We start from the raw sequence: 19,326 nt of genomic DNA, 5'->3' as shown, positions 1-19,326 counted from the left end.
TCGTGGTAGATTCATGCATACGCATTCACTTGGAGGACGCGATGAGCAACGCATTCGGTACCGGTCGTCCCTCGGACGTCCCGCCGCCCGCCCCGGACCGCGTGGGCCTCGTGCAGCTCGGCCTCGACACGTTCGGCGACGTCACCGAACTCGCCGACGGGTCGCTGCAGAGCGACGCCCAGAGCATCCGCGACGCCGTCGACCAGGCCGTGCTGGCGGACCAGGTCGGCATCGACTTCATCGGCGTGGGCGAGCACCACCGCGAGGACTTCGTCGTCAGCGCCCCCGAGGTCGTCCTCGCCGCCATCGCCGCCCGCACCTCGCGCATCCGGATCGGCAGCGCCGTCACGGTCCTGTCGAGCGACGACCCCGTCCGCGTGTACGAGCGCTTCGCGACGGTGGACGCCCTGTCGAACGGCCGCGCCGAGGTCATCCTGGGCCGTGGCTCGTTCACCGAGTCCTTCCCGCTGTTCGGCTACGAGCTCGCCGACTACGAGGTGCTCTTCGAGGAGAAGCTGCAGCTCTGGGCCGCCCTGCGTGCCGGGGACCCCGTGACGTGGAGCGGCTCGAAGCGCGCGGCCCTGACGGACCAGGACGTCTTCCCGAAGCTCGAGCACGGACCCATCCCGACCTGGATCGGCGTCGGCGGCTCGCCGCAGTCGGTCATCCGCGCCGCGTCGTACGGTATGCCCCTGTTCCTCGCCATCATCGGTGGGCAGCCGGCGCAGTTCGCTCCGTTCTCGCGTCTGTACCGCCAGGCGCTGACGCAGCTCGAGCTCCCGCAGCAGCCGATCGCGATGCACTCGCCCGGGTTCATCGCCGCCACCGACGAGGAAGCCGCCGAGCGCTACTGGCCCTACCACAAGGCCGTCACCGACCGCCTCGGCCGTGAACGCGGCTGGCCGCCCCTCGACGCCGCGCAGTACCAGGCCGGGCTGTCGGCCGGCGGGTCCCTCTACGTCGGTTCGCCCGAGACCGTCGCCCGCAAGATCGCCCGCAACATGCGGATCCTCGGCGTCACCCGGTTCGACATGCGCTATGCCACCGGCCGCCTGCCGCACGCGGACATGATGCGGTCGATCGAGCTGTACGGCAACGCCGTCGCGCCCCGCGTGCGCGAGCTGCTCGCGGAGCCCGTCCCGGTCCCGTAGCCGCGCGGCCCGGGTCGCGACCCGACCTGACGGACTGGAGGCGCGCCTCCAGTCCGTCACGGAACCTCTCGGTCGCGCCGCGTACCGTCCACGACATGCCGTCGCGTCATGCAGTCACCGAACGTCGTTTCCGTGGTCGGATCATGGGCGTCGGGACGACCTCGGGTGTCCGACTCGTCATCGGGATGTGGGACCGGTCCCCGTTCGGCGCGTTCACCGACGTCTTCGTCGAGCTGCCCGACGGGTCGAGCGTGCTGCTCGCTCCGGACGAGATCGTCGCGGCGTACGTCTCGGGCACCTACCGCTTCGACGCGGTCGACGTCGTGCCCGTGAACGCCCGCCGGACCGCCGCCGGGCTCGAGCTCGACGCCGGCCAGCTGCGTGCGACCGTCGACGTCGGGACCATCTCACCGCTCGGCCGGGTCCTGCGGGTCGTGCCCAAGCCGATCGCCCGGGACCCGCGGTGGCTGCGGGCGATCGACCCGATCGCGCGGCTCGTCGCGCCGGGGGCCGGGACGGCGGGGTCGGCCGGCAACGGTCGTCGCGAGTACTACGGCGTCACCGGGGCGCACGACGTCACGGGCGTCCGGGGGACCTGGGCGGGGGAGCCGTTGGGCTCGTTGGCGCCGCTCGACCCGCCGGTGCGCTTCGGGTTCGCGTCGATGCCGCGCATCCCGCAGGTCGTGGACGTCGAGACCACGATCCACGAGCCCGCCTGACGCGTTGTGTGGCGCTGACGCGTCCCGGACGCGCCCCGGACGCGTCCAGCCTGCGGGGGCAGACTGGTCCGACGGCAGTGCCCCGCGTTCCCGGTCATGACGGGCGACACGGGGTGCACGATGCGAAGGAGCACCATGACCGACAACCAGACCGACCAGCGCGCCGCCATCTCGGACATCGTCCACGGGGCCCGCACAGCACTCCTCACCACCGTCAGCGACGACGGCAGCCTGCATGCCCGTCCGCTCGCGGTGCAGGACAAGAGCTTCGACGGCACCCTGCGCTTCCTGGTGCAGGACGGCAGCGAGAAGGTCGAGGACATCGCCAGGAACCCCCACGTGAACGTCGCCATCGAGTCGCAGGGCGGGTACCTGTCCATCGCCGGGACCGCCACCGTGACGAAGGACGAATCGGTCATCGACGACCTGTGGTCCCCGTTCGCCGAGGCCTGGTTCCCGGACGGCCGTGACGACCCGAGCATCCGCCTGCTCACCGTCGAGGGCGACTCCGTCGAGTACTGGACGCAGGACACCGGCCCGGTCGGCAGCCTCGTCCAGACGATGAAGGCCGCACTCGGCAAGCAGGACCGGCCCGACGTGGGGTCGCACGGCACGCTCGAGCTCTAGGCCCATCCCCGCACGGTGCCGGCGGGACCGTGCGGTGCGCACGTCGCACGGTGCGGACCCGCTGGCCGGTGCGCCGTTGGTGGCCCGGTGCGCGGTTGTTGCCGCTCACGGGGCCATCAACCTCGCACCAGCCGATCGGCCGCGGGCCAGCCGTTCGGCCGCGGCCGCGGGCCAGCGCAGCGCAGCACGCGCTACGGCGGGCCGAGCAGCCAGAGCACCGCCACCAGGACGGGCTGCCCCGCGAGCGCGCACGTCACGAGGGTCCACCGCATCCACGGCTTCGCCACGAGCTCGGGTGACCCGAACAGCGGTGCGAGCGGCATGAGCAGCCGCGGTGTCGACGCCATCGGCAGCGACACCGCGAACACGTACAGGGCGTAGGCGCCGGCGAACAGCACGGTCGTGGACCCGAGCGTGCGCGTGGACCGGCGGGTCAGCCACACCGGGTAGGCGACGAGCAGCCCGATCACGATGAGCACCCCGCCCACGCCGAGCCACTTGGCGGTGGTCAGGAACCACGGCGACAGCGGCACGAACTGCACGCGACCGATGAAGTTGACCCACCACGACATCTCCGTCGCCAGGTAGGCGTCGGGCCGACCGGTCACGTGCGCGGCGATGACCGGCCACGCCAGCCCGGCCGCGACCATCACCGCGCCGGCGGCCACGACCCGGGCCAGTTCGTGCAGCGGGAAGCCGTCGAGCACCCGCTCGTCGCTGCGGCGCAGTCGGACCAGGCGCACCAGGGCGATCACGCCGAGCGTCAACGGGATCGCGAGTGCCCCCGGGCGCGTGAACGCCGCTGCGACGCCGAGCGCCGTCAGCAGCCCGTACCGCCGGTGCTCGAGCGCCAGCAGCGCGCCGAACGTCAACGCCAGGAACATGCTCTCCGCGTAGCCGACCTGCAGCAGGAAGGAGAGCGGTCCGCACGTGAAGAAGAAGACCGCCCACAGCGCCGCAGCCTCGCCGGCGCGGTCGCGCACCAGGCGGTGCAGCAGGAACGCGGCGACGAGCCCAGCGGCGAGCGCGATCAGCGGAGCCGCCACCTCGAACGTCATGCCGGTCCACACCGTGACGAACCGGATCGCGAAGGGGAACGCCGGCAGGAACGCCCACGCGTTCTGGGCGACGTGCCCGGCGCTGTCGAGCGGGAGCGTCGTCGGGTAGCCGTGGAGGGAGATCTGCTCGTAGTACTGGCCGTCCCATGCGGTCAGGAACCGCAGGAAGCCGTGGTCGTTCCCCCAGATCGCGTTGTCCGGCATCGCGCGACCGGCCAGCGGGTACACGAGTGCGAGCCACGACGTGGACACGACACGTCCGCCGACCCAGACCAGCACGATGGTCGCCCACACCGGCAGGCTGGTGACCACGTCGAGGACGCGGCGGCGGCCGGAGGCGATCGACGACGGGGCGGACGGCACTCCCCGACGATAGCGGCACGATCCTGGACGGTGCGCCGCCACACGGCCGGGAGGTCCGGTTCACGTTGTGCACGACGGAACCGCCCGTCTCGTGGTCGCGTCGCGCCGCACGGGTCCGCTCTACCCTGGAGGTCCCGTCCGCCACCTCGTGAGGAGCCCCACGTGTCGAAGACCGCCATCGTGACCGACAACGCCCCGAAGCCCGCCGGCTCCTACAGCCAGGGGATCGTGGCGAACGGGTTCCTGTACACCGCCGGGTTCGGCCCGCAGGACCCCGCGACGGGGGAGATCGCCGACGACGTCGCCGGGCAGACCGCCCAGGTGCTCGCGAACATCCGCGCGGTGCTCGCCGAGCACGGCGCGACGCTGGACGACGTCGTGAAGTCGACCGTGCACCTCGAGCACTCCGACCGCGACTTCGCGGCCTTCAACGCCGAGTACGCGAAGCACTTCTCCGAGCCGTACCCGGTCCGCACCACCGTGCAGTCGCACCTCGCGTCGATCCTCGTCGAGATCGACGTCGTCGCGGTCCTGCCGAGCGCGTCCTGACCGTGCCGTCCTGACGTCCGCACCCCGGGGCCGTCCTGACGTCCGCACCCCGGGCGGTCCCGGACCCGCAGGACGACACCCCCGGTCACCGGGCTCTGCGGAGCCCGCGACCGGGGGTGTCGTGCGTCAGGGCAGCCCCGGCGAGGACGGGGACGCCCGCGACCAGGACGTCGTCGATGCCCTCGGCCAGGCGCATCGGGTGCGCGTACGTCGAGCGTGCTGCGACCCGGGTGGGGTCGACGACGACCAGGTCCGCGACCGCTCCGGCCCGGACGACGCCGCGCGCCCCGAGGCGGTACCGCTCGACGGCCGTGGTCGACAGGTGCCGAGCGGTCTCGGGCCAGCTCAGGCGACCGGGCAGCGTGTGGTCCTGCAGGTAGCGCGCGAAGGTGCCGTACGCCCGCGCGTGCGGGTGCGTGCCGACGAAGATGCCGTCGGACCCGGCCGTGTGCCCCGGCAGCCGGAACAGCGGCGTCAGGTCGTCGGCGGTCCGCGGGTGGGGCACCCGCATCACGACCGTGACCTGCAGCGCGGAGTCGACCAGGACGTCGAGCGCCAGGTCCAGCGGGTCGCTGCCGGTCAGGTCGGCGGCCTCCGCCAGCGTCCGTCCCTGCAGCGCGTGGAACTCCGGCGCAGGCACGTGCGAGAGCGTGACCTGCTCGGCCCATCCGGTGCCCAGGTCGGCGCGGGCCAGCACCCGGTCGAGCACGAGTCCCCGGACCCGGGCCCGTCCGGCCGGGTCGACGATCGCCCGCGCCAGGTCCGGGGTGCCGGGGCGCGCCAGGTCGGCGGGCAGCAGCAGCATCGACAGGATCGTGCAGCCGCGGGAGTACGGGTAGGCGTCGAACGACATCGGGGCGCCCGCGCGCTCGAGGTCGTCGAGCGCCTCGACGGCCAGGTCGACCGGTGCGTGCAGGTGGGACACGTGCGCGCGGACCCCGGTCGCCCGGACGATGTCGGCGATCTCGTCGAGCCCAGCGCGGGCGTTCGACTCGTACCCGCCGCGCATGTGCGACACGTACAGCGCGTCGGCGTCCGCGACCTCGACGCAGAGCGCGATGAGCTCGGCGGTGTCGGCGAACAGCCCGGGCACGTAGTCGAGGCCCGTCGACAGGCCGACCGCCCCGGCGTCCAGCCCGTCACGGACCATGGTGCGCATCGCCCGGCGTTCGTGCGGGGCCGCGGGCCCCGGGTCGTCCCCGCGCACGGCATGCCGGACCGTGCCGGCGGGCACCAGCGTCGCCACGTTCACCGGTGTGGTGCCGTCGTAGGTGCCGAGCAGGCCGCCGATCCCGCTGCCGTCGTGCTGCGGGTGCGGACCGTCGATCGCGGCGAAGTACGTGTCCGCGTACGCGCCACCGCCCGGTGCGGGACCGACCCCGTCCTGCCCGGTGACGATCGTCGTGACGCCCTGGCGCAGGAGCGCGAGCTGCACCGCGGGGTCGAAGACCAGCGACCCCGCGTGCGAGTGCGCGTCGACGAACCCGGGCAGCACCAGGCGCTCGCCGCAGTCGAGCACGCCCGTTCCCTCGGGCACGGTGAGGTCCGTCCCGACCCGGCTGATCCGGTCGCCCTCGACCAGGACGTCGGCGCGGACGACGCCGTCCGCTCCGACGACCGAGCCGCCGCGGAGCAGCACCGGTGCCGCGACCGCGTCGGTCATCGGTGCAGCGCGGCGACGAGCCGCTCGGCGCGGACGCGGAGGGCGTCGAGGTCGCCGGAGGTCAGGGCGTCGCCGACGAGCGGCGAGCCGAGGCCGACCGCGACGGCTCCGGCGTCCAGGTAGTCGCAGGCGTCGTCGACCCCGATGCCGCCGGTCGGGACCACGTCGACGAAGTCCAGGGGCGCGAGCACCTGGCGCAGGAACGCGGGGCCGCCGAGCTGTGCCGCCGGGAACACCTTGACGGCCCGCGCGCCGAGCTGCCATGCGCGCACGATCTCGGTCGGGGTCGCCGCGCCGGGGTACCAGCCGAGTCCGCGCTCGTGGGCGCGCTCGCCGATCGCGGCGTCGGTGTGCGGGCTCACCGCGAAGGACGCACCGACTGCGGCGGCCTCGTCGAGCTGGCGCGGCTCGAGCACCGTGCCGACCCCGACCGACGCCGCGCTGCCGTAGCGCTCGACCGCCCAGGCGATGCCGGCGTGCCACCCGGGGGTGTTCGTGGTGATCTCGATCGCGGTGACGCCGGCCTCGACCAGGACGCGCACGACGTCCTCGACGTGCTCGCCGGTGCCCCCCCGCAGGATGGCGATCGCCGGTCCGGCCTGGTGGCGGTGTCGTGGGGTGGCGTCGGTGGTCTCGGTCATGCGGGCGTGCTCCTGGGTCGTGGGTCAGCGGTCGACACGGTCGTGCACGGCGTGGTCGGTGCCGAGCGGGTCGGCGACGCCGAGGGCGGTGGGATCGGGCCGGCGCCAGTCGCCGTCGACCGTGCAGGCGAGCGCCCCGGCGTCGGCCGCACGGTCGAGCGCCTGCTCCGGCGATGCGCCGGTCAGGTCCGCCGCGAGCCAGGCGGCGACGAAGGCGTCCCCGGCACCGACGGGGTCGACCACGGCCACGGGACTCGCCGTCCGGCGGTGCAGGACGCCGTCGACCGAGGCCACAGCGCCGCGGGAGCCGAGCTTGACGACGGCGCGGCCGTTCGCGAGCGCGGCGAGGTCGTGGGCGAGCGACTCCTCGTCACCCGGACGCTCGTCGTGCCCGAGGACCAGACGGGCCTCGTCGTCGCCGGCGAACACCACGGCGGCGTGGGCGGCGACGGCGCGGTACCAGCCCCGTCCGGTGACGTCGTCGACGAGCTTCGGACGGTGGTTCACGTCGAACGCCACGGGGACACCGGCGTCGTCGGCACGGACCACCGCCGCGTGCACGGTCTCGCGGGCGGTGTCGGACAGCGCGAGGGTGATCCCCGAGACGTGCAGCAGCCGGGCACCCTCGACGCTCCCCGACGGCAGGTCGCCCGGGGTGAGCGCGGAGGCCGCGGAGCCCCGACGGTGGTAGGTCACCCGGGTGCGGCCGTCGGGCAGGCGTTCCTTCAGCATGATGCCCGTCGACCGCTCCGGGTCGCGCACCGGGACGACGTGCACGCCCTCGGCTGCGACGTCGGCCAGCACCCGGTCGCCCGCCGGGTCGGATCCGACCCGTCCCACCCAGGTCACGTCGACCCCGGCACGGGCCAGCCCGATCGCGACGTTGCTCTCGGAGCCCCCGGTGTCGACCGTCATCGTGGCGAGGTCGGCGAGCGGACCTCGACCAGCGAGCAGCAGCATCGTCTCGCCGAACGTCAGGACGGCGCTCATCGCGCACCCCGGGCGAGCGCGAGCTGTGCGGACGACGACCCGAGCGCGACCGAGATCTCGAGCGCGGTCCGGACCACGCGGCCGCCGAGCTCGCGGACCGCCGAGGCCGGGAACCGGACGGCCAGGCCCGAGATGCTCATCGCACCGACCACCTGGTTCGCGTGTCCGAGCACCGGCGCGGCGACGCACCGGATGTCCGGTTCGTTCTCGCGGTCGTCGATCCCGTAGCCGCGGTCGCGCGTCCGACCGACCTCCTGGCGCCAGCGGTCGTCGTCCACGATCGTGTGCTCGGTCGTCGCCGTCACCGGGCAGGCCACGACCCGGTCGAGCAGGTCCGGAGCGCCGAACGCGACCATGGCCTTGCCCGACGCGGTGTTGCGCATCGGCAGCCTGTTGCCGATGCGCGAGGCCATCCGCACGGTGCCCCGGGTCTCGACCTTGTCGACGTAGACGATGTCCGTGCCGTCCGGCACGACGAGGTGACACGTCAGCCCGGTCTGCTCGGCTGTCCGTCGGAGGAACGGACCGGCGGCCGTCCGCAGGTCGATGCCCTCGAGGTAGCTCTGCCCGAGCAGCAGCGCACCGAGTCCGAGCGTGAAGCCGGCGTCGGCCGTGCGGCGCAGCAGGTCGTTCTCGAGCATCGGAGCGGTCAGGCGCAGGACCGTCGACTTCGACGTCCCGAGCTCGGCGCTCAGCGTGGTCAGGCGCACCGACGTCTCGCCGTTGCGGGTCCGGTCAGCGACGACGTCGAGGATCCGCAGTCCCCGCCGCAGCGACAGTGCGGCGTTCCGCACCGGGACGTCCTCGGTGTCGGCGGAGCCCATCAGAACCACGTCGCGATCGTCTCGAGGACGACGTCGTCGTCGTCGACCACGTGCACCTGCCGCCACTTGTCGAAGACCGTGCACGGGTGCGAGATGCCGAACACGACGACGTCGCCGGGCGTCAGCGCGACCCCGTCGGCCAGCGCGAGGTAGCAGTGCTGGTCGTCGAGACGGGTGACGGTGACCGCCCCGGGTGGCGGGGTGCTGCGTGGGCCCCGCACCGGGCCTCCTGGCCGGACCTGCCGGACCACCGGCAGCCCCTCGTCGAACGAGATGTCCCGTTTGCCGACGGCCACGAGCGCCAGGCCGGGTTCGGGGCAGGACGTCACGCGGCCCCAGACCTCGATCGCGGCGACCAGGGACCCCTCGGTCGGATGGCGGTGGAAGGGCGTGCGTGCCTCGTAGAAACCGTCGTCGTGGGTCAGGGACGCGCCGGACCGGAACACGACGTCGAGGTCGGCGGGGCGGGCGGCGACCGCGTCGGCGACCGCGTCGAACCAGGCGCTGCCGCCCATGCTCAGCAGGGCGCGGTCGCCCCGGACGAGCGGGCGCACGTCGGACGCGATCGCGAGCACCCCGTCGACGTAGCGCCGGGCCGCGTCGACGTCGGGCAGGCCGCCCTCGTAGCCGGAGACGCCGCGCAGGTCCAGGCCGGCGTCGACCGCGCGCTCGGCGACGTCCCGCGCGGTGGCGGCGTCGCGGACCCCGGTGCGTCCGCCGGTGAACCCGACCTCGACCAGGACGTGCAGCTCGCCGGCGACCGCGCGGGCGGCATCGGCGGCGGCGGTGACCCCCGCCGCCGAGTCGACCCAGCAGAGCACGTCGGAGCCGGGGTCGACGGTCCGCCGTGACGCGAGCCAGGCGAGACCGGCGGGGTCCAGGACCTCGTTCGCGACCAGGACGTGGCGCAGTCCGTGCTCCCACGCGACCATGGCCTGCTGCACCGAGGCGACGGTGACGCCCCACGCACCCGCGTCGACCTGTCGCTGTGCCAGGGCCGGCGCCATGTGGGTCTTCATGTGCGGTGCGAACAAGAAGCCGTGCCGCTCGACGTACGCCTGCATGACCGCGGCGTTGTTCCGGAGCGCGGTGTCGCGGAGGGTCATCACGGGCAGGTGCGCGTCGTGCAGCACGTGGTGGGGGAGCGGGCTCGCCGGGTCCCAGGCGCCCTTCGCCGTCACGGTGGCCGGGGTGGTCGACATCGATCCTCCTTCGTCGCCTCCACGGTCGTGCAGCGGCACCCGCGGGGACAACAGCGTCGACACCAGCGTTCCACGGTGCAGAACGGCGCGTCCAGTGAGCGGGCCCGGCCTACGCTGAGAGTCGAGATGACGACGACGACACCAGCCAGACGACGGACGGGCAGCACGGCGGTCGCCGTGCTGGTGGCAGGCACCTTCTTCATGGAGCTGCTGGACGGGACGATCCTGGCGACGGCCGCGCCCGCGATGGGCCGCGACCTGGGCGTGGACTCCGCGGCGATCGGCATCGCGATCACGGCCTACCTCGTGACGCTCGCGGTCCTCATCCCGGTCAGCGGGTGGTTGACCGACCGGATCGGCTCCCGCACCGTGTTCGTCGGCGCGATCGCGCTGTTCACGATCGCGTCCGGACTCTGCGCCGCGTCGACGGGGCTCGTCGACCTGACGATCTGGCGCATCGTGCAGGGCATCGGCGGGGCGCTCATGGTGCCGGTCGGGCGGCTCGTCGTCCTCCGGAGCGCCGGGCGCGAGCAACTCGTCACCGCGATCGCGATCCTGACCTGGCCGGCGCTGGCGGCACCGATCATCGCGCCGTTCGTCGGCGGCGTGCTCGTCGACACCCTGTCGTGGCACTGGATCTTCCTGGTGAACATCCCGCTCGGCGTCATCGCGCTGGTGGCGGCGATCGTCCTCGTGCCCCAGGAGCGTGCCGCCCAGCGCATCCCCTTCGACTGGCTCGGGTCGCTGCTGGCGTGCTTCGGGCTCGGCGCCCTCGTGGTGATGGCCTCGATGCTGTCGCTCGACGTGGTCCCGGTCGTGCCCGCCGTCCTCGCCGGTGTCGTCGGAGCCGCCTGCACCTGGCTCGCGATCCGGCACTTCCGACGCGCGCCGCACCCCATCATGGGCCTGGACGCGTTCCGGCTCGAGACCTTCCGCGTGTCCCACGCCGGCGGCAGCCTCTTCCGCCTGGCCGTCTCGGCCGTGCCGTTCGTGCTGCCCCTGCTGTTCCAGGACGCGTGGGGGTGGACCGCGCTCGAGGCCGGGTCCGCCGTGCTCTGGGTCTTCGTGGGCAACCTCGGCATCAAGCCCGCGACCACCCCGTTCCTGCGCTGGTTCGGGTACCGCCCGGTCATCATCGTGTCCTCGGCGGTCGCCGCGCTGTCCGTCGCCGCGATGGCGTTCCTCGCCCCGACCACCCCGTTCTGGCTGCTCGCGGTCCTGCTCGTCGTGAGCGGTGCCGCACGTTCGGTGGGCTTCACCGCCTACAACACCATCGCCTTCGCCGACGTCGAGCAGGCGGACATGACCCCGGCCAACACGCTGTCCTCGACGCTGCAGCAGACGGCGGCCGGCTTCGGCGTCGCGGTCGCCGCCGTGGTCATCCGCGCGGCCGCCGGGCTCGGCGGGTCCGGTCCCTACGTCGTGGCGTTCTGGGTCATCGCTGCGCTGCTCGTCGTCGCCTGCGTCGAGGGCATCGTGATGAGCCGCACCGCCGGTGACACCGTGCGACCGGCGCGACGCGTCCGTCCATGACTGTTCGCGGTCGGTTCACGCACCGCCGTGCCCGTCAGGCGTTACAGTCTCAGCAACCGCTTGTCGACGCCGAGTAGCGTTGCGTCGGCAGACTGAGCAGGACGTTCGGACCCGGCTCCGGAAGGAAGGCAGCATGCCCGTGCCAGACCAGCAGAGCAGCGTCCAGGACGACAGCACCACCGAGTCCCGGACCATCCGCGTCGTCAGCTACAACCTCCGCGAGCACACCGCCAACAGCGAGCTCGCCGCACTCGCCGAAGCCTCGGACGCCGACGTCCTGTGCGTGCAGGAGTGCGACAGCAACGACCTGGCCCCGTCGGTCGGCGGACTCACGCTCGCCGCGTCCACGAAGACGAACCGCCTGGGCCTGGCCATCTACAAGCGCGACGACCGCTTCCAGGTCAAGGACTTCAGCATCCACTCGCTGCAGAAGTCGCTGCACGACCGGGTCCTGGCGCCCGCGCACGAGCGGCTCATCGCCATGCACCTGCACGACGAGCACGCCGGCAACGACGTCATCGTCGCCTCGTTCCACGCCTCGCCCCTGACCGCGACGAACTCCCTGCGCCGCAAGCAGATCGAGGCCGCGCACCAGTTCGTCCGCGACCTGTCGAGCGAGGCCCCGGCGATCATGGTCGGCGACTTCAACTACCCCTGGTTCCAGACGAACCTGCGCCGCAAGATCGAGTCCCACGGCTTCGCGCTGTCGCTGTCCGACCAGCCCACCTACCTGCGGTACCGCAAGTTCACCGGGCACTTCGACTTCGCCACGAGCGTCGGACTGCACATCGCGGGCGTCGAGACCCTGCCCGCCGGCATCTCGGACCACCGGCCGATCCTGGTGCGCGCGCACTACGAGGAGCCTGCGGCCGCCGCCGGCACCGACGAGGCCTCCGCGGCCTGACCGCGGGTCCGAGGCCCCCGAGGTTCCGAAATTACGGCATCTCGAGCGCTCGGACCGGGTGATCGCGGAACCTCGGCGGAACTGAGCGGCATGTTGCGGAACCGCATGCAGTCAGACGAGCGCGACCAGCCGACCCACGAACGCAGCGAACCACGAATGCACTGGTCGACGGACGGGGTGCGGGGACACCGCACCCGGCGCGTCAGCGGCGGAGCGTCGCCCGGGCCAGCCGGTTGCCGACGAACTGCCCGACCTGCACGATCACCACGATCGCCGCCACCGCGACGTAGACGATCCACCAGTTGTACCGCTGCGAGCCGTACGTGATCGCGTACTCGCCCAGGCCGCCGCCACCGATCAGGGCACCCTGCGCCGTCATGTCGACGATGCCCACGAAGATGAACGTGTAGCCGAGGATGAGCGGCCCGAGGCCCTCGGGGATGAGCACGGTCAGCAGGATCGACACCGGGTGTGCCCCCGATGCCCGCGCGGCCTCGACCACGCCGGGGTCGACCGCCAACAGGTTCTGCTCGACGATCCGCGCCACGGCGAACGACGCGGCCAGCGAGATCGCGAAGGTGACGGCCGGCACGCCGATCGTGGTCTGCACCGCGACCCGGGACAGCGGCGCGATGGCCGCCAGGAAGATGACGAACGGGATGGGCCGCACGATGTTCACGACGAGGTTGATGACCGTGTACGCCGTGCGGTTGCCGAGCACGTTGCCCGGACGGGTCGCGTAGAGCGCCAGCCCGAGCACCAGCCCGATGACCCCGGCGATGACCAGGGAGACGACCGTCATGACGATCGTGTCCCGGACGGCACCGAGGAAGACGTCGAACGTGTCGATCACGCTCTGGAACGAGTTGTTCATGCGCCCGCCTCCTCGTCGGCGGTGACGCCGTCGGCGCGCAGGGCGGCCACGGCGCGGTCGATCGCAGAGCCGGAGGCGTCGGACGCGTCGACCAGCTCGTAGGTCAACGACCCGATCCGGCGCTCCCGGATCTCGCCGACCCCGCCGTAGACGAGCTCGGCGGTGACCCCGGCGGAGCGGAAGACCCGGTCGATGCGGTTCTGCAGCCCGGTCTCGTCGGTGATCTGCACCGTCACGAGCCGTCCCGGGTGCCGCTCGCGCAGCCGGGCGAGGGTCTCCACCGACGGCCGGTCGTGCAGGGCCGTGCGGACGAAGCGCCTGGTGGCGGCGTTCTGCGGTGTCGAGAACACGTCGTAGACGTCCCCGACCTCGACCACCCGTCCGCGCTCCATCACGGCCACGCGGTCGGCGATCTGGCGGACGGCGTCCATCTCGTGGGTGATGACGATGATCGTCACGCCGAGCTCCCGGTTGACGCGGCGCAGGAGCGACAGGACCTCGGAGGTGGTCTCCGGGTCGAGTGCGCTCGTGGCCTCGTCGGCGAGCAGCAGCTCGGGGTTCGACGCCAGCGCCCGGGCGATCCCGACGCGCTGCTTCTGCCCGCCGGAGAGCTGTTCGGGGTGGGAGTGCGCACGGTCGAGCAGTCCGACGAAGTCGAGCAGCTCGGCGACGCGGCGGTCCCGTTCCGCCTTGCCGACGCCGGCGACCTTGAGCGGGTACGCCACGTTGCCGGCGACGGTGCGGGAACGGAACAGGTTGAACTGCTGGAAGACCATCCCGATGCGGCGGCGCGCCAGACGGCGGTCCCGCTCGGGGATCGCCGTCAGCTCCTGGCCCGCCACCGTGACCGTGCCCGAGGTGGGCAGCTCGAGGGCGTTGACCAGGCGGACCAGGGTGGACTTGCCGGCGCCGGAGTACCCGATGACGCCCAGGACCTCGCCCTGTTCGACGTCGAGGGACACGTCCTCGACGGCCACCACGGTCTCGCCGGTGTCCGCGCGGCGGTAGCGCTTCGAGACGCCGCGGAGTTCGACGAGGGCAGCCACTACTTCGTTGCCGCCTTCGCGTCCTGCTCGACCGTCGTGAGCTCCTTCTGGAGCGTCGCCGGGCTGGCGTCGCTGGTCACCGCGTCGGGGTAGTCCTTCGCGAACACCTTCTGCACGGCGTCGTCCTGGAACAGCTCGGCGAGCGACAGGTACGTCTTGTTGGTCTTGTCGGCGTCGCGCACCGTGAACACGTTGACGTACGGTGCGGCCGAGGCGCTCTTCGGGTCGTCCTGGAAGATCGCGTCCTTCGTGTCGAGTCCCGCCGAGGTGGCGTAGTTCACGTTGACGATCGACCCGTCGACCGAGCCCTGCTGCAGCGCGTCCGCGGTCTGCGAGGCGTCGAGCGGCTGCACGTCGACCTTGTGCGAGGTGATGTCGGCGACGGTCGAGAACGCGTTGCCGCCGTCCTTGAGCTCGAGCAGGTCCGCGGACTGCAGCACCAGCAGTGCCCGGGCCTCGTTGATGGCGTCGTTCGGGATCGCGATCTTCGCGCCGTCCTGGAACTCGGACGGCTTCGTCACCTTCGTCGAGTACAGCGGCAGCGGGTAGACGGCCGTGGCGCCGATCGGCTGCAGGTCGTCGTCCGAGGTCACGTTGTAGTTCGCCAGGTACTGGATGTGCTGGAACTGGTTGATGTCGATCTGCTTGTCCTTGAGCGCCGGGTTCGGCAGCGAGTAGTCCGAGAAGTTCTGCAGCTTCACCGTCACGTTCAGCTTCTGCTTCGCCAGGTCGACGTAGGTGTTCCAGTACGGCAGCGACTTGTCGGCGACACCGATCGTCACGGTCTTCGGCGCCGCGTCCGAGCCACCGGCGGCCGCGTCCGAGGACCCACCCGAGCGGACGGCGACGGCGACGACGGCGATGATGATCGCCACGACGACGACCGCGGCGGCGACGATCCAGCCGACGGGGCGCTTGCGCTTGGGCTTGTCGGGCAGTGCGGGTGCGGTCATGGGGTGCTCCTCGTGGTCGGGCGGGGTCACACGCTCGTGGACTGCACCGAGTGTGCCCCGCCGTGGGCACGCGGGCGATTCGCGTTCCGCCGTGTTACATCCGTGTGGGGCACGCAGGCGGTCCGGGCAGACTCGACGTCGTGCGCAGCATCGAACTCGTCCTCGACGACCGCTCGGACCAGGTGGTGCGCGGACTCTGGCAGTCCCTCGTCGCCGCGGAGCTGCCGAGCCTCGGGCACTCCGGCACCAACGACCCCCACGTCACGCTCGCCGCGGGGGAGTCCATCCCGATGCCGATCGGCCTCGACCACCCGCTGCCGACCGAACTCCGGGTCGCCGGCGTCCTGCTCTTCCCCGCCGGGCCCGGTCGGCACGTGTTCGGCCTGGGCGTGGTCGTCGACGAGCCGCTGGCACGCTTCCACCGCGCCGTGCACCAGGCTGCACCCGGGTCGCTCGACCCGTCGTCACCCGGTCGGTGGTCGCCGCACGTCACCCTTGCCCGCCGCATCCGCGACGTCGACCTGCCGACGGCGCTCAGGGCCGTCGCCGCCGACGCGCCGCTGCCCGAGGTGCTCACCGTGGGCGGTCTGCGCCACTGGGACGGCGACACGAAGGTGACCACGCCGCTGGCCTGACCGGCGAGGCGGCGTGGGCGGGGCCTCCTGGACCGACTGGAGGACCGGCTCAGGTCCCGAGCACCGGCTCAGCTCCCGAGCACCCGCTCGCCGAAGGCGGACGCGAACGTCCGGTCCGGGTCGGCACGCGCGACCAGCGCGCGGAACGCGGGCAGGCGCGGGTACAGGGCGGCCACCGCGTCGCCGTCGAGCGAGCTCATCTTGCCCCAGTGCGGTCGGCCGTCGAAGGGGGCGAGCCGTGCCTCGAGGTCGGGCAGGAGTGCCGCGACGGCCTCGGGGTGCTTCTTCCACGTGAAGGCGATGCAGAACACGTCCTGACCCTGGGTCGGGCTGAGCCACAGGTCGTCGGCGGCCATCGTCCGCAGCTCGGCCACGTGCAGGTGCGGCTGGATCCGGTCGGCCAGGCCGCGCAGGGCGTCGAGCGCGGCGGCCGCGTGGCGGAGCGGGACGAAGTGCTCGCTCTGCACCTCGGAGCCGTGTGACGGGACGGAGCCGATCGGGAAGTGCGGCAGCCGGTCCCACCACGGTCCCATCGAGCCGTCACGGGCGGTGCGGTGCTCGTCGCCCGGGCCTCCCGGCAGCCGCGGGGCGCCGACCAGGTCGTCCGGGACGTGCTCGGCGCGGGACTTGACGAGCACCTCGCCGATGGCGCCGCCCTCGTCGTCGTCCCCGAAGCGGGTGTAGGCGCAGACGGAGTACCCCGCGGCGTGGATCTCGGCGGCGTGGTCGAGGAACGTGCGCCAGTGGACGGGGCCGTAGGAATCCTGGCGCATGCGGTAGCTCGGCTCGACCGCGAGCGTGACGCGGGTGACGATCCCGAGCAGCCCCAGGTGCAGGACGGTCCCCGGGAAGTCCGGGTCGGTGCTCGTCACCGTGCGGGTCGTGCCGTCGGCGCTGATCAGCTCGAGACCCCGCACGGCGGAGCTCAGCGACCCGAGCGTGGTGCCGGAGCCGTGCGTGCCGGTGGCGATCGCGCCGCCGACCGAGATGTGGGGGAGCGACCCCATGTTGTGCAGGGCGAGCCCTTCGGCGTCGAGCGCGGGGGCGACGTCGCCGTAGCGGGTCCCGGCGCCGAGGGTCACCGTCGTGCCCTCGGGGGTCCGGTCGACGACCAGGTCCGTGGGCACCTGCGTCAGGTCGAGCAGCACGCCCGGGGTGTCGGCCACGTCGTTGAACGAGTGCCGGGTGCCGAGCCCGTGGACGCGGGGTTCGCGGGCGACGATCGCGGCGGCCTGGTCGAGGGAGGTCGGACGTTCGACCCGTGACGCCGTGTACGTCACCGTGCCGGACCAGTTCAGCTCGCTCGTCGTCGACCGCATGCGCCCACGATGCCACGCGCGGGTGACAGCGAGGCTGCGCGGGCTGCGCCGGCTGCGCGGCGCGGCGCGGCTGCGCCGGCTGCGCCGGTGCGCCGGCGCGGCTGCGCCGGCGCGGCTGCGCCGGTGCGGCGCGGCTGCGCCGGTGCGGCGCGGCGGCGCACAACAGAAACCGGTTCGAACCACGGAAGTCCGTGGTTGGAGCCGGTTCTGGTGGTGCGATGCTGATCCGCACCGCGACCACGGGGACCAGCGGCCGCGCCGCGATCACCGGGCGCGGCTGGGGTGCGTCGCCGGCTAGTGCGCGATCGGGGTCGGCGCGCCCTCGGGCGTGACGGGCTTGCGCACGAAGCACGCCGCCAGGATCCCGAACAGCGAGATCACGCCGCCGACCAGGAAGGCGGTCGAGACGCCGGAGGCCGTGGCTTCGGCAGCGCCGGCCGCACCCGACCCGGCCGTGGCCGTCGCCGCGCCGATGGTCAGGAGCGTGATGAACAGGGCCGTGCCCGCGGCACCGGCGAGCTGCTGCGCCGTGCCGAGCACCGCGCTGCCGTGCGAGTACAGCTTCGGGGGCAGGCCGCCGAGCGCCGCGGTGAACAGCGGCGTGAAGGTCAGCGCGAGCCCGATGCTCAGGACGACGTGGGCGCCGAGGACGAACCACACGCTGGTGTCCGTGCCCACGGTGGCCAGCCCCCACATCACGACGCTGATGATGACGGTGCCCGGGATGAGCAGGACCCGCGGGCCGTGGCGGTCGTAGACCCGACCGACGATCGGCGAGAGCAGCCCCATGAGCAGGCCGCCGGGGAGCAGCAGCAGGCCGACGTTGATGACCTCGAGGCCGAGGACGCGCTCCAGGTAGATCGGCAGGACGATGAGGGTGCCGAGCATCACCAGGAAGCTCAGCCCCATCCCCACGATCGGCACCGTGAAGCCCTTCGTCTGGAAGGTCCTGAGGTCGAGCAGGGCGCGGTCGGAGCGCTGCAGCCGGGTCTGTCGGAGGATGAACAGGGTGAGTGCGACGGCACCGATGACCAGGGCCGTGACCGGGACGACCGGACCGGTGGTCGCGATCTCGCCGATGCTCGACAGGCCGTAGACGATCCCACCGAACGCGAACGCGGACAGCACGACCGAGACGACGTCGAGCGGAGCCGTCCGGGGCGTCCCGACGTTCTTGACCTTCACCATGCCCAGGATCAGCGCGGCGATCGCGATCGGCAGCACGAAGCCGAACAGCCAGCGCCACGAGAACGCGTTGAGGATCAGCCCCGAGATCGTCGGGCCGATGGCCGGCGCGACCGAGATGACGATCGAGATGTTGCCCATCACGCGGCCACGGTGCGCGGGTTCGATGAGGGTGAGGACCGTGGTCATGAGGAGCGGCATCATGATCGCGGTGCCGCTGGCCTGCACGATGCGGCCGACGAGCAGCACGGTGAAGCCCGGAGCGAGCAGGGCGATCAGCGTGCCGGCGGAGAACAGGCTCATCGCCCAGACGAACACCGGCCGCGTGTTGAAGCGCTGCAGCAGGAACCCGGTGATCGGGATGACCACGGCCATCGTCAGCAGGAACCCGGTCGTCAGCCACTGGCCCGTGGCCGCACTGATGTCGAGGTCGTCCATGAGCCGCGGGAGCGCGACGCCCATGATCGTCTCGTTCAGGATGACGACGAAGGCGGACACGAGCAGCAGCCCGATCACGAGCCGGTCGTCCGCGGCGGTCCGGCCCTGCTGCTGCGGCTGACTGCCCGTCCGCGGAGCGGTGTCGATGGCGTGGTCGGTCATGGGGAGGGGCTCCGAACGAGAGTCGATGGGCATTGCTCAGCTGCAGCACCTGAACGGATTCGATCATTCCACGACACGCCGACACCGACGATGAACGATCAGTGCAGGATGTCGAACGTCTCCGCGTCGCCGTGCGGGATGACGGGTCGGATCGCGACCTCGGTCACCGTCGCGCTCGGGGGCCCGGAGTGCAGGAGCGCGACGAGGGCGTCGACCGCCGGCGCCGGACCCTCCGCCTCGACCTCGACCGTGCCGTCGAACAGGTTCCGGGCGTACCCCGTGAGTTCGAGACCGTCCGCCTTGCGTGCCGTCCAGTAGCGGAACCCGACCCCCTGGACAGTTCCCGTCACGACGGCGTGCACCCGTGTCACCGTTGTCATGCGCACCACGCTAGGCCGGGCGTGTTTCCGGATCGTCACTGTCGTGTCACGATGTCGCGACGCAGTGATAGTGTCTCCTCAACCCGAACAGTTCGGGTCGATCTGACCAA

Annotated in this window: 19 protein-coding genes and 1 pseudogene; 7 read left to right on the top strand and 13 right to left on the bottom strand. The window is 72.4% G+C overall.

Features of this window, described 5'->3' with window-relative positions:
* The first annotated feature begins 41 nt into the window (after positions 1-41).
* From DEJ13_RS12855 to DEJ13_RS12845, 3 genes are all read left to right on the top strand, one after another.
* Positions 42-1,151 (top strand): LLM class flavin-dependent oxidoreductase, encoded by a 1,110-nt coding sequence (locus DEJ13_RS12855; protein ID WP_258373970.1) that lies wholly within the window; start codon positions 42-44, stop codon positions 1,149-1,151.
* A gap of 95 nt (positions 1,152-1,246) precedes the next feature.
* Complete coding sequence (locus DEJ13_RS12850) at positions 1,247-1,870, top strand: hypothetical protein (protein WP_111105660.1); 624 nt, start codon at positions 1,247-1,249, stop codon at positions 1,868-1,870.
* Positions 1,871-2,005: 135 nt separating this feature from the next.
* Positions 2,006-2,497, top strand: coding sequence for a pyridoxamine 5'-phosphate oxidase family protein (locus DEJ13_RS12845; RefSeq protein WP_181436912.1), 492 nt, complete (start codon positions 2,006-2,008; stop codon positions 2,495-2,497).
* A 191-nt stretch (positions 2,498-2,688) separates the two neighbouring features.
* Here the strand turns inward: DEJ13_RS12845 and DEJ13_RS12840 are convergent, their stop codons facing one another.
* Positions 2,689-3,918 carry a putative hexosyltransferase gene (locus DEJ13_RS12840; RefSeq protein WP_111105658.1) on the bottom strand — a complete coding sequence of 410 codons (1,230 nt, stop codon included), beginning with the start codon at positions 3,916-3,918 and terminating at the stop codon, positions 2,689-2,691.
* Positions 3,919-4,080: 162 nt separating this feature from the next.
* Between DEJ13_RS12840 and DEJ13_RS12835 the strand changes: the two genes are divergently transcribed.
* Positions 4,081-4,467, top strand: coding sequence for a RidA family protein (locus DEJ13_RS12835; RefSeq protein ID WP_111105657.1), 387 nt, complete (start codon positions 4,081-4,083; stop codon positions 4,465-4,467).
* Between the two features lie 85 nt (positions 4,468-4,552).
* Here the strand turns inward: DEJ13_RS12835 and DEJ13_RS12830 are convergent, their stop codons facing one another.
* Genes DEJ13_RS12830 through DEJ13_RS12810 form a run of 5 tightly spaced genes read right to left on the bottom strand, consistent with a single transcriptional unit; the run spans position 4,553 to position 9,787 of the window.
* Entirely contained in the window at positions 4,553-6,130 is a 1,578-nt protein-coding gene (locus DEJ13_RS12830) for an N-acyl-D-amino-acid deacylase family protein (protein WP_111105656.1), read from the bottom strand.
* On the bottom strand, positions 6,127-6,771 hold the full coding sequence (locus DEJ13_RS12825; protein WP_111105655.1) for a bifunctional 4-hydroxy-2-oxoglutarate aldolase/2-dehydro-3-deoxy-phosphogluconate aldolase: 645 nt from the start codon (positions 6,769-6,771) through the stop codon (positions 6,127-6,129). The genes DEJ13_RS12830 and DEJ13_RS12825 overlap by 4 nt, the downstream gene beginning before the upstream one ends.
* Positions 6,772-6,795: 24 nt before the next feature.
* Entirely contained in the window at positions 6,796-7,761 is a 966-nt protein-coding gene (locus tag DEJ13_RS12820) for a sugar kinase (protein ID WP_111105654.1), read from the bottom strand.
* Positions 7,758-8,585, bottom strand: a complete 828-nt coding sequence (locus DEJ13_RS12815) for an IclR family transcriptional regulator (RefSeq protein WP_111105653.1) — start codon at positions 8,583-8,585, stop codon at positions 7,758-7,760. The genes DEJ13_RS12820 and DEJ13_RS12815 overlap by 4 nt, the downstream gene beginning before the upstream one ends.
* Positions 8,585-9,787 (bottom strand): alanine racemase, encoded by a 1,203-nt coding sequence (locus DEJ13_RS12810; protein ID WP_111105652.1) that lies wholly within the window; start codon positions 9,785-9,787, stop codon positions 8,585-8,587. The genes DEJ13_RS12815 and DEJ13_RS12810 overlap by 1 nt, the downstream gene beginning before the upstream one ends.
* A 126-nt stretch (positions 9,788-9,913) precedes the next feature.
* Here DEJ13_RS12810 and DEJ13_RS12805 point away from each other — a divergent pair, with 126 nt between their 5' ends.
* A complete protein-coding gene (locus tag DEJ13_RS12805; RefSeq protein ID WP_111105651.1) occupies positions 9,914-11,320 on the top strand; it encodes an MFS transporter in 1,407 nt (468 codons plus the stop codon).
* A gap of 133 nt (positions 11,321-11,453) precedes the next feature.
* The gene (locus tag DEJ13_RS12800; RefSeq protein WP_111105650.1) at positions 11,454-12,224 is read left to right on the top strand and encodes an endonuclease/exonuclease/phosphatase family protein; all 771 of its coding nucleotides are present in this window, start codon (positions 11,454-11,456) and stop codon (positions 12,222-12,224) included.
* A 202-nt stretch (positions 12,225-12,426) separates the two neighbouring features.
* Here DEJ13_RS12800 and DEJ13_RS12795 read toward each other — a convergent pair whose 3' ends face one another.
* From DEJ13_RS12795 to DEJ13_RS12785, 4 genes and pseudogenes are all read right to left on the bottom strand, one after another.
* Positions 12,427-13,098, bottom strand: a complete 672-nt coding sequence (locus DEJ13_RS12795) for a methionine ABC transporter permease (protein ID WP_056119091.1) — start codon at positions 13,096-13,098, stop codon at positions 12,427-12,429.
* The gene (locus DEJ13_RS18185) at positions 13,095-13,490 is read right to left on the bottom strand and encodes an NIL domain-containing protein (RefSeq protein ID WP_502868736.1); all 396 of its coding nucleotides are present in this window, start codon (positions 13,488-13,490) and stop codon (positions 13,095-13,097) included. The genes DEJ13_RS12795 and DEJ13_RS18185 overlap by 4 nt, the downstream gene beginning before the upstream one ends.
* 123 nt (positions 13,491-13,613) lie before the next feature.
* A pseudogene (locus tag DEJ13_RS18180) lies at positions 13,614-14,060 on the bottom strand (ATP-binding cassette domain-containing protein); the annotation flags it as partial.
* 83 nt (positions 14,061-14,143) lie between these two features.
* Positions 14,144-15,097, bottom strand: a complete 954-nt coding sequence (locus tag DEJ13_RS12785) for a MetQ/NlpA family ABC transporter substrate-binding protein (protein ID WP_111105861.1) — start codon at positions 15,095-15,097, stop codon at positions 14,144-14,146.
* 140 nt (positions 15,098-15,237) lie between these two features.
* On the opposite strand from DEJ13_RS12785, the gene DEJ13_RS12780 reads away from it, so the two are divergent.
* Positions 15,238-15,732 carry a 2'-5' RNA ligase family protein gene (locus DEJ13_RS12780; RefSeq protein ID WP_111105648.1) on the top strand — a complete coding sequence of 165 codons (495 nt, stop codon included), beginning with the start codon at positions 15,238-15,240 and terminating at the stop codon, positions 15,730-15,732.
* A 68-nt stretch (positions 15,733-15,800) separates the two neighbouring features.
* Here the strand turns inward: DEJ13_RS12780 and DEJ13_RS12775 are convergent, their stop codons facing one another.
* From DEJ13_RS12775 to DEJ13_RS12765, 3 genes are all read right to left on the bottom strand, one after another.
* On the bottom strand, positions 15,801-17,051 hold the full coding sequence (locus DEJ13_RS12775; protein ID WP_111105647.1) for an FAD-binding protein: 1,251 nt from the start codon (positions 17,049-17,051) through the stop codon (positions 15,801-15,803).
* 294 nt (positions 17,052-17,345) lie between these two features.
* Positions 17,346-18,836: an MDR family MFS transporter gene (locus DEJ13_RS12770; protein ID WP_111105646.1), complete on the bottom strand. Its 1,491-nt coding sequence runs from the start codon at positions 18,834-18,836 to the stop codon at positions 17,346-17,348.
* Positions 18,837-18,934: 98 nt separating this feature from the next.
* Positions 18,935-19,216, bottom strand: a complete 282-nt coding sequence (locus tag DEJ13_RS12765; protein WP_111105645.1) for an acylphosphatase — start codon at positions 19,214-19,216, stop codon at positions 18,935-18,937.
* Between the last annotated feature and the right edge of the window lie 110 nt (positions 19,217-19,326).

It is taken from the genome of Curtobacterium sp. MCLR17_007, from assembly GCF_003234655.2.
Classification (GTDB): domain Bacteria; phylum Actinomycetota; class Actinomycetes; order Actinomycetales; family Microbacteriaceae; genus Curtobacterium.
This window is presented reverse-complemented; position numbering and strand designations above follow the sequence as displayed.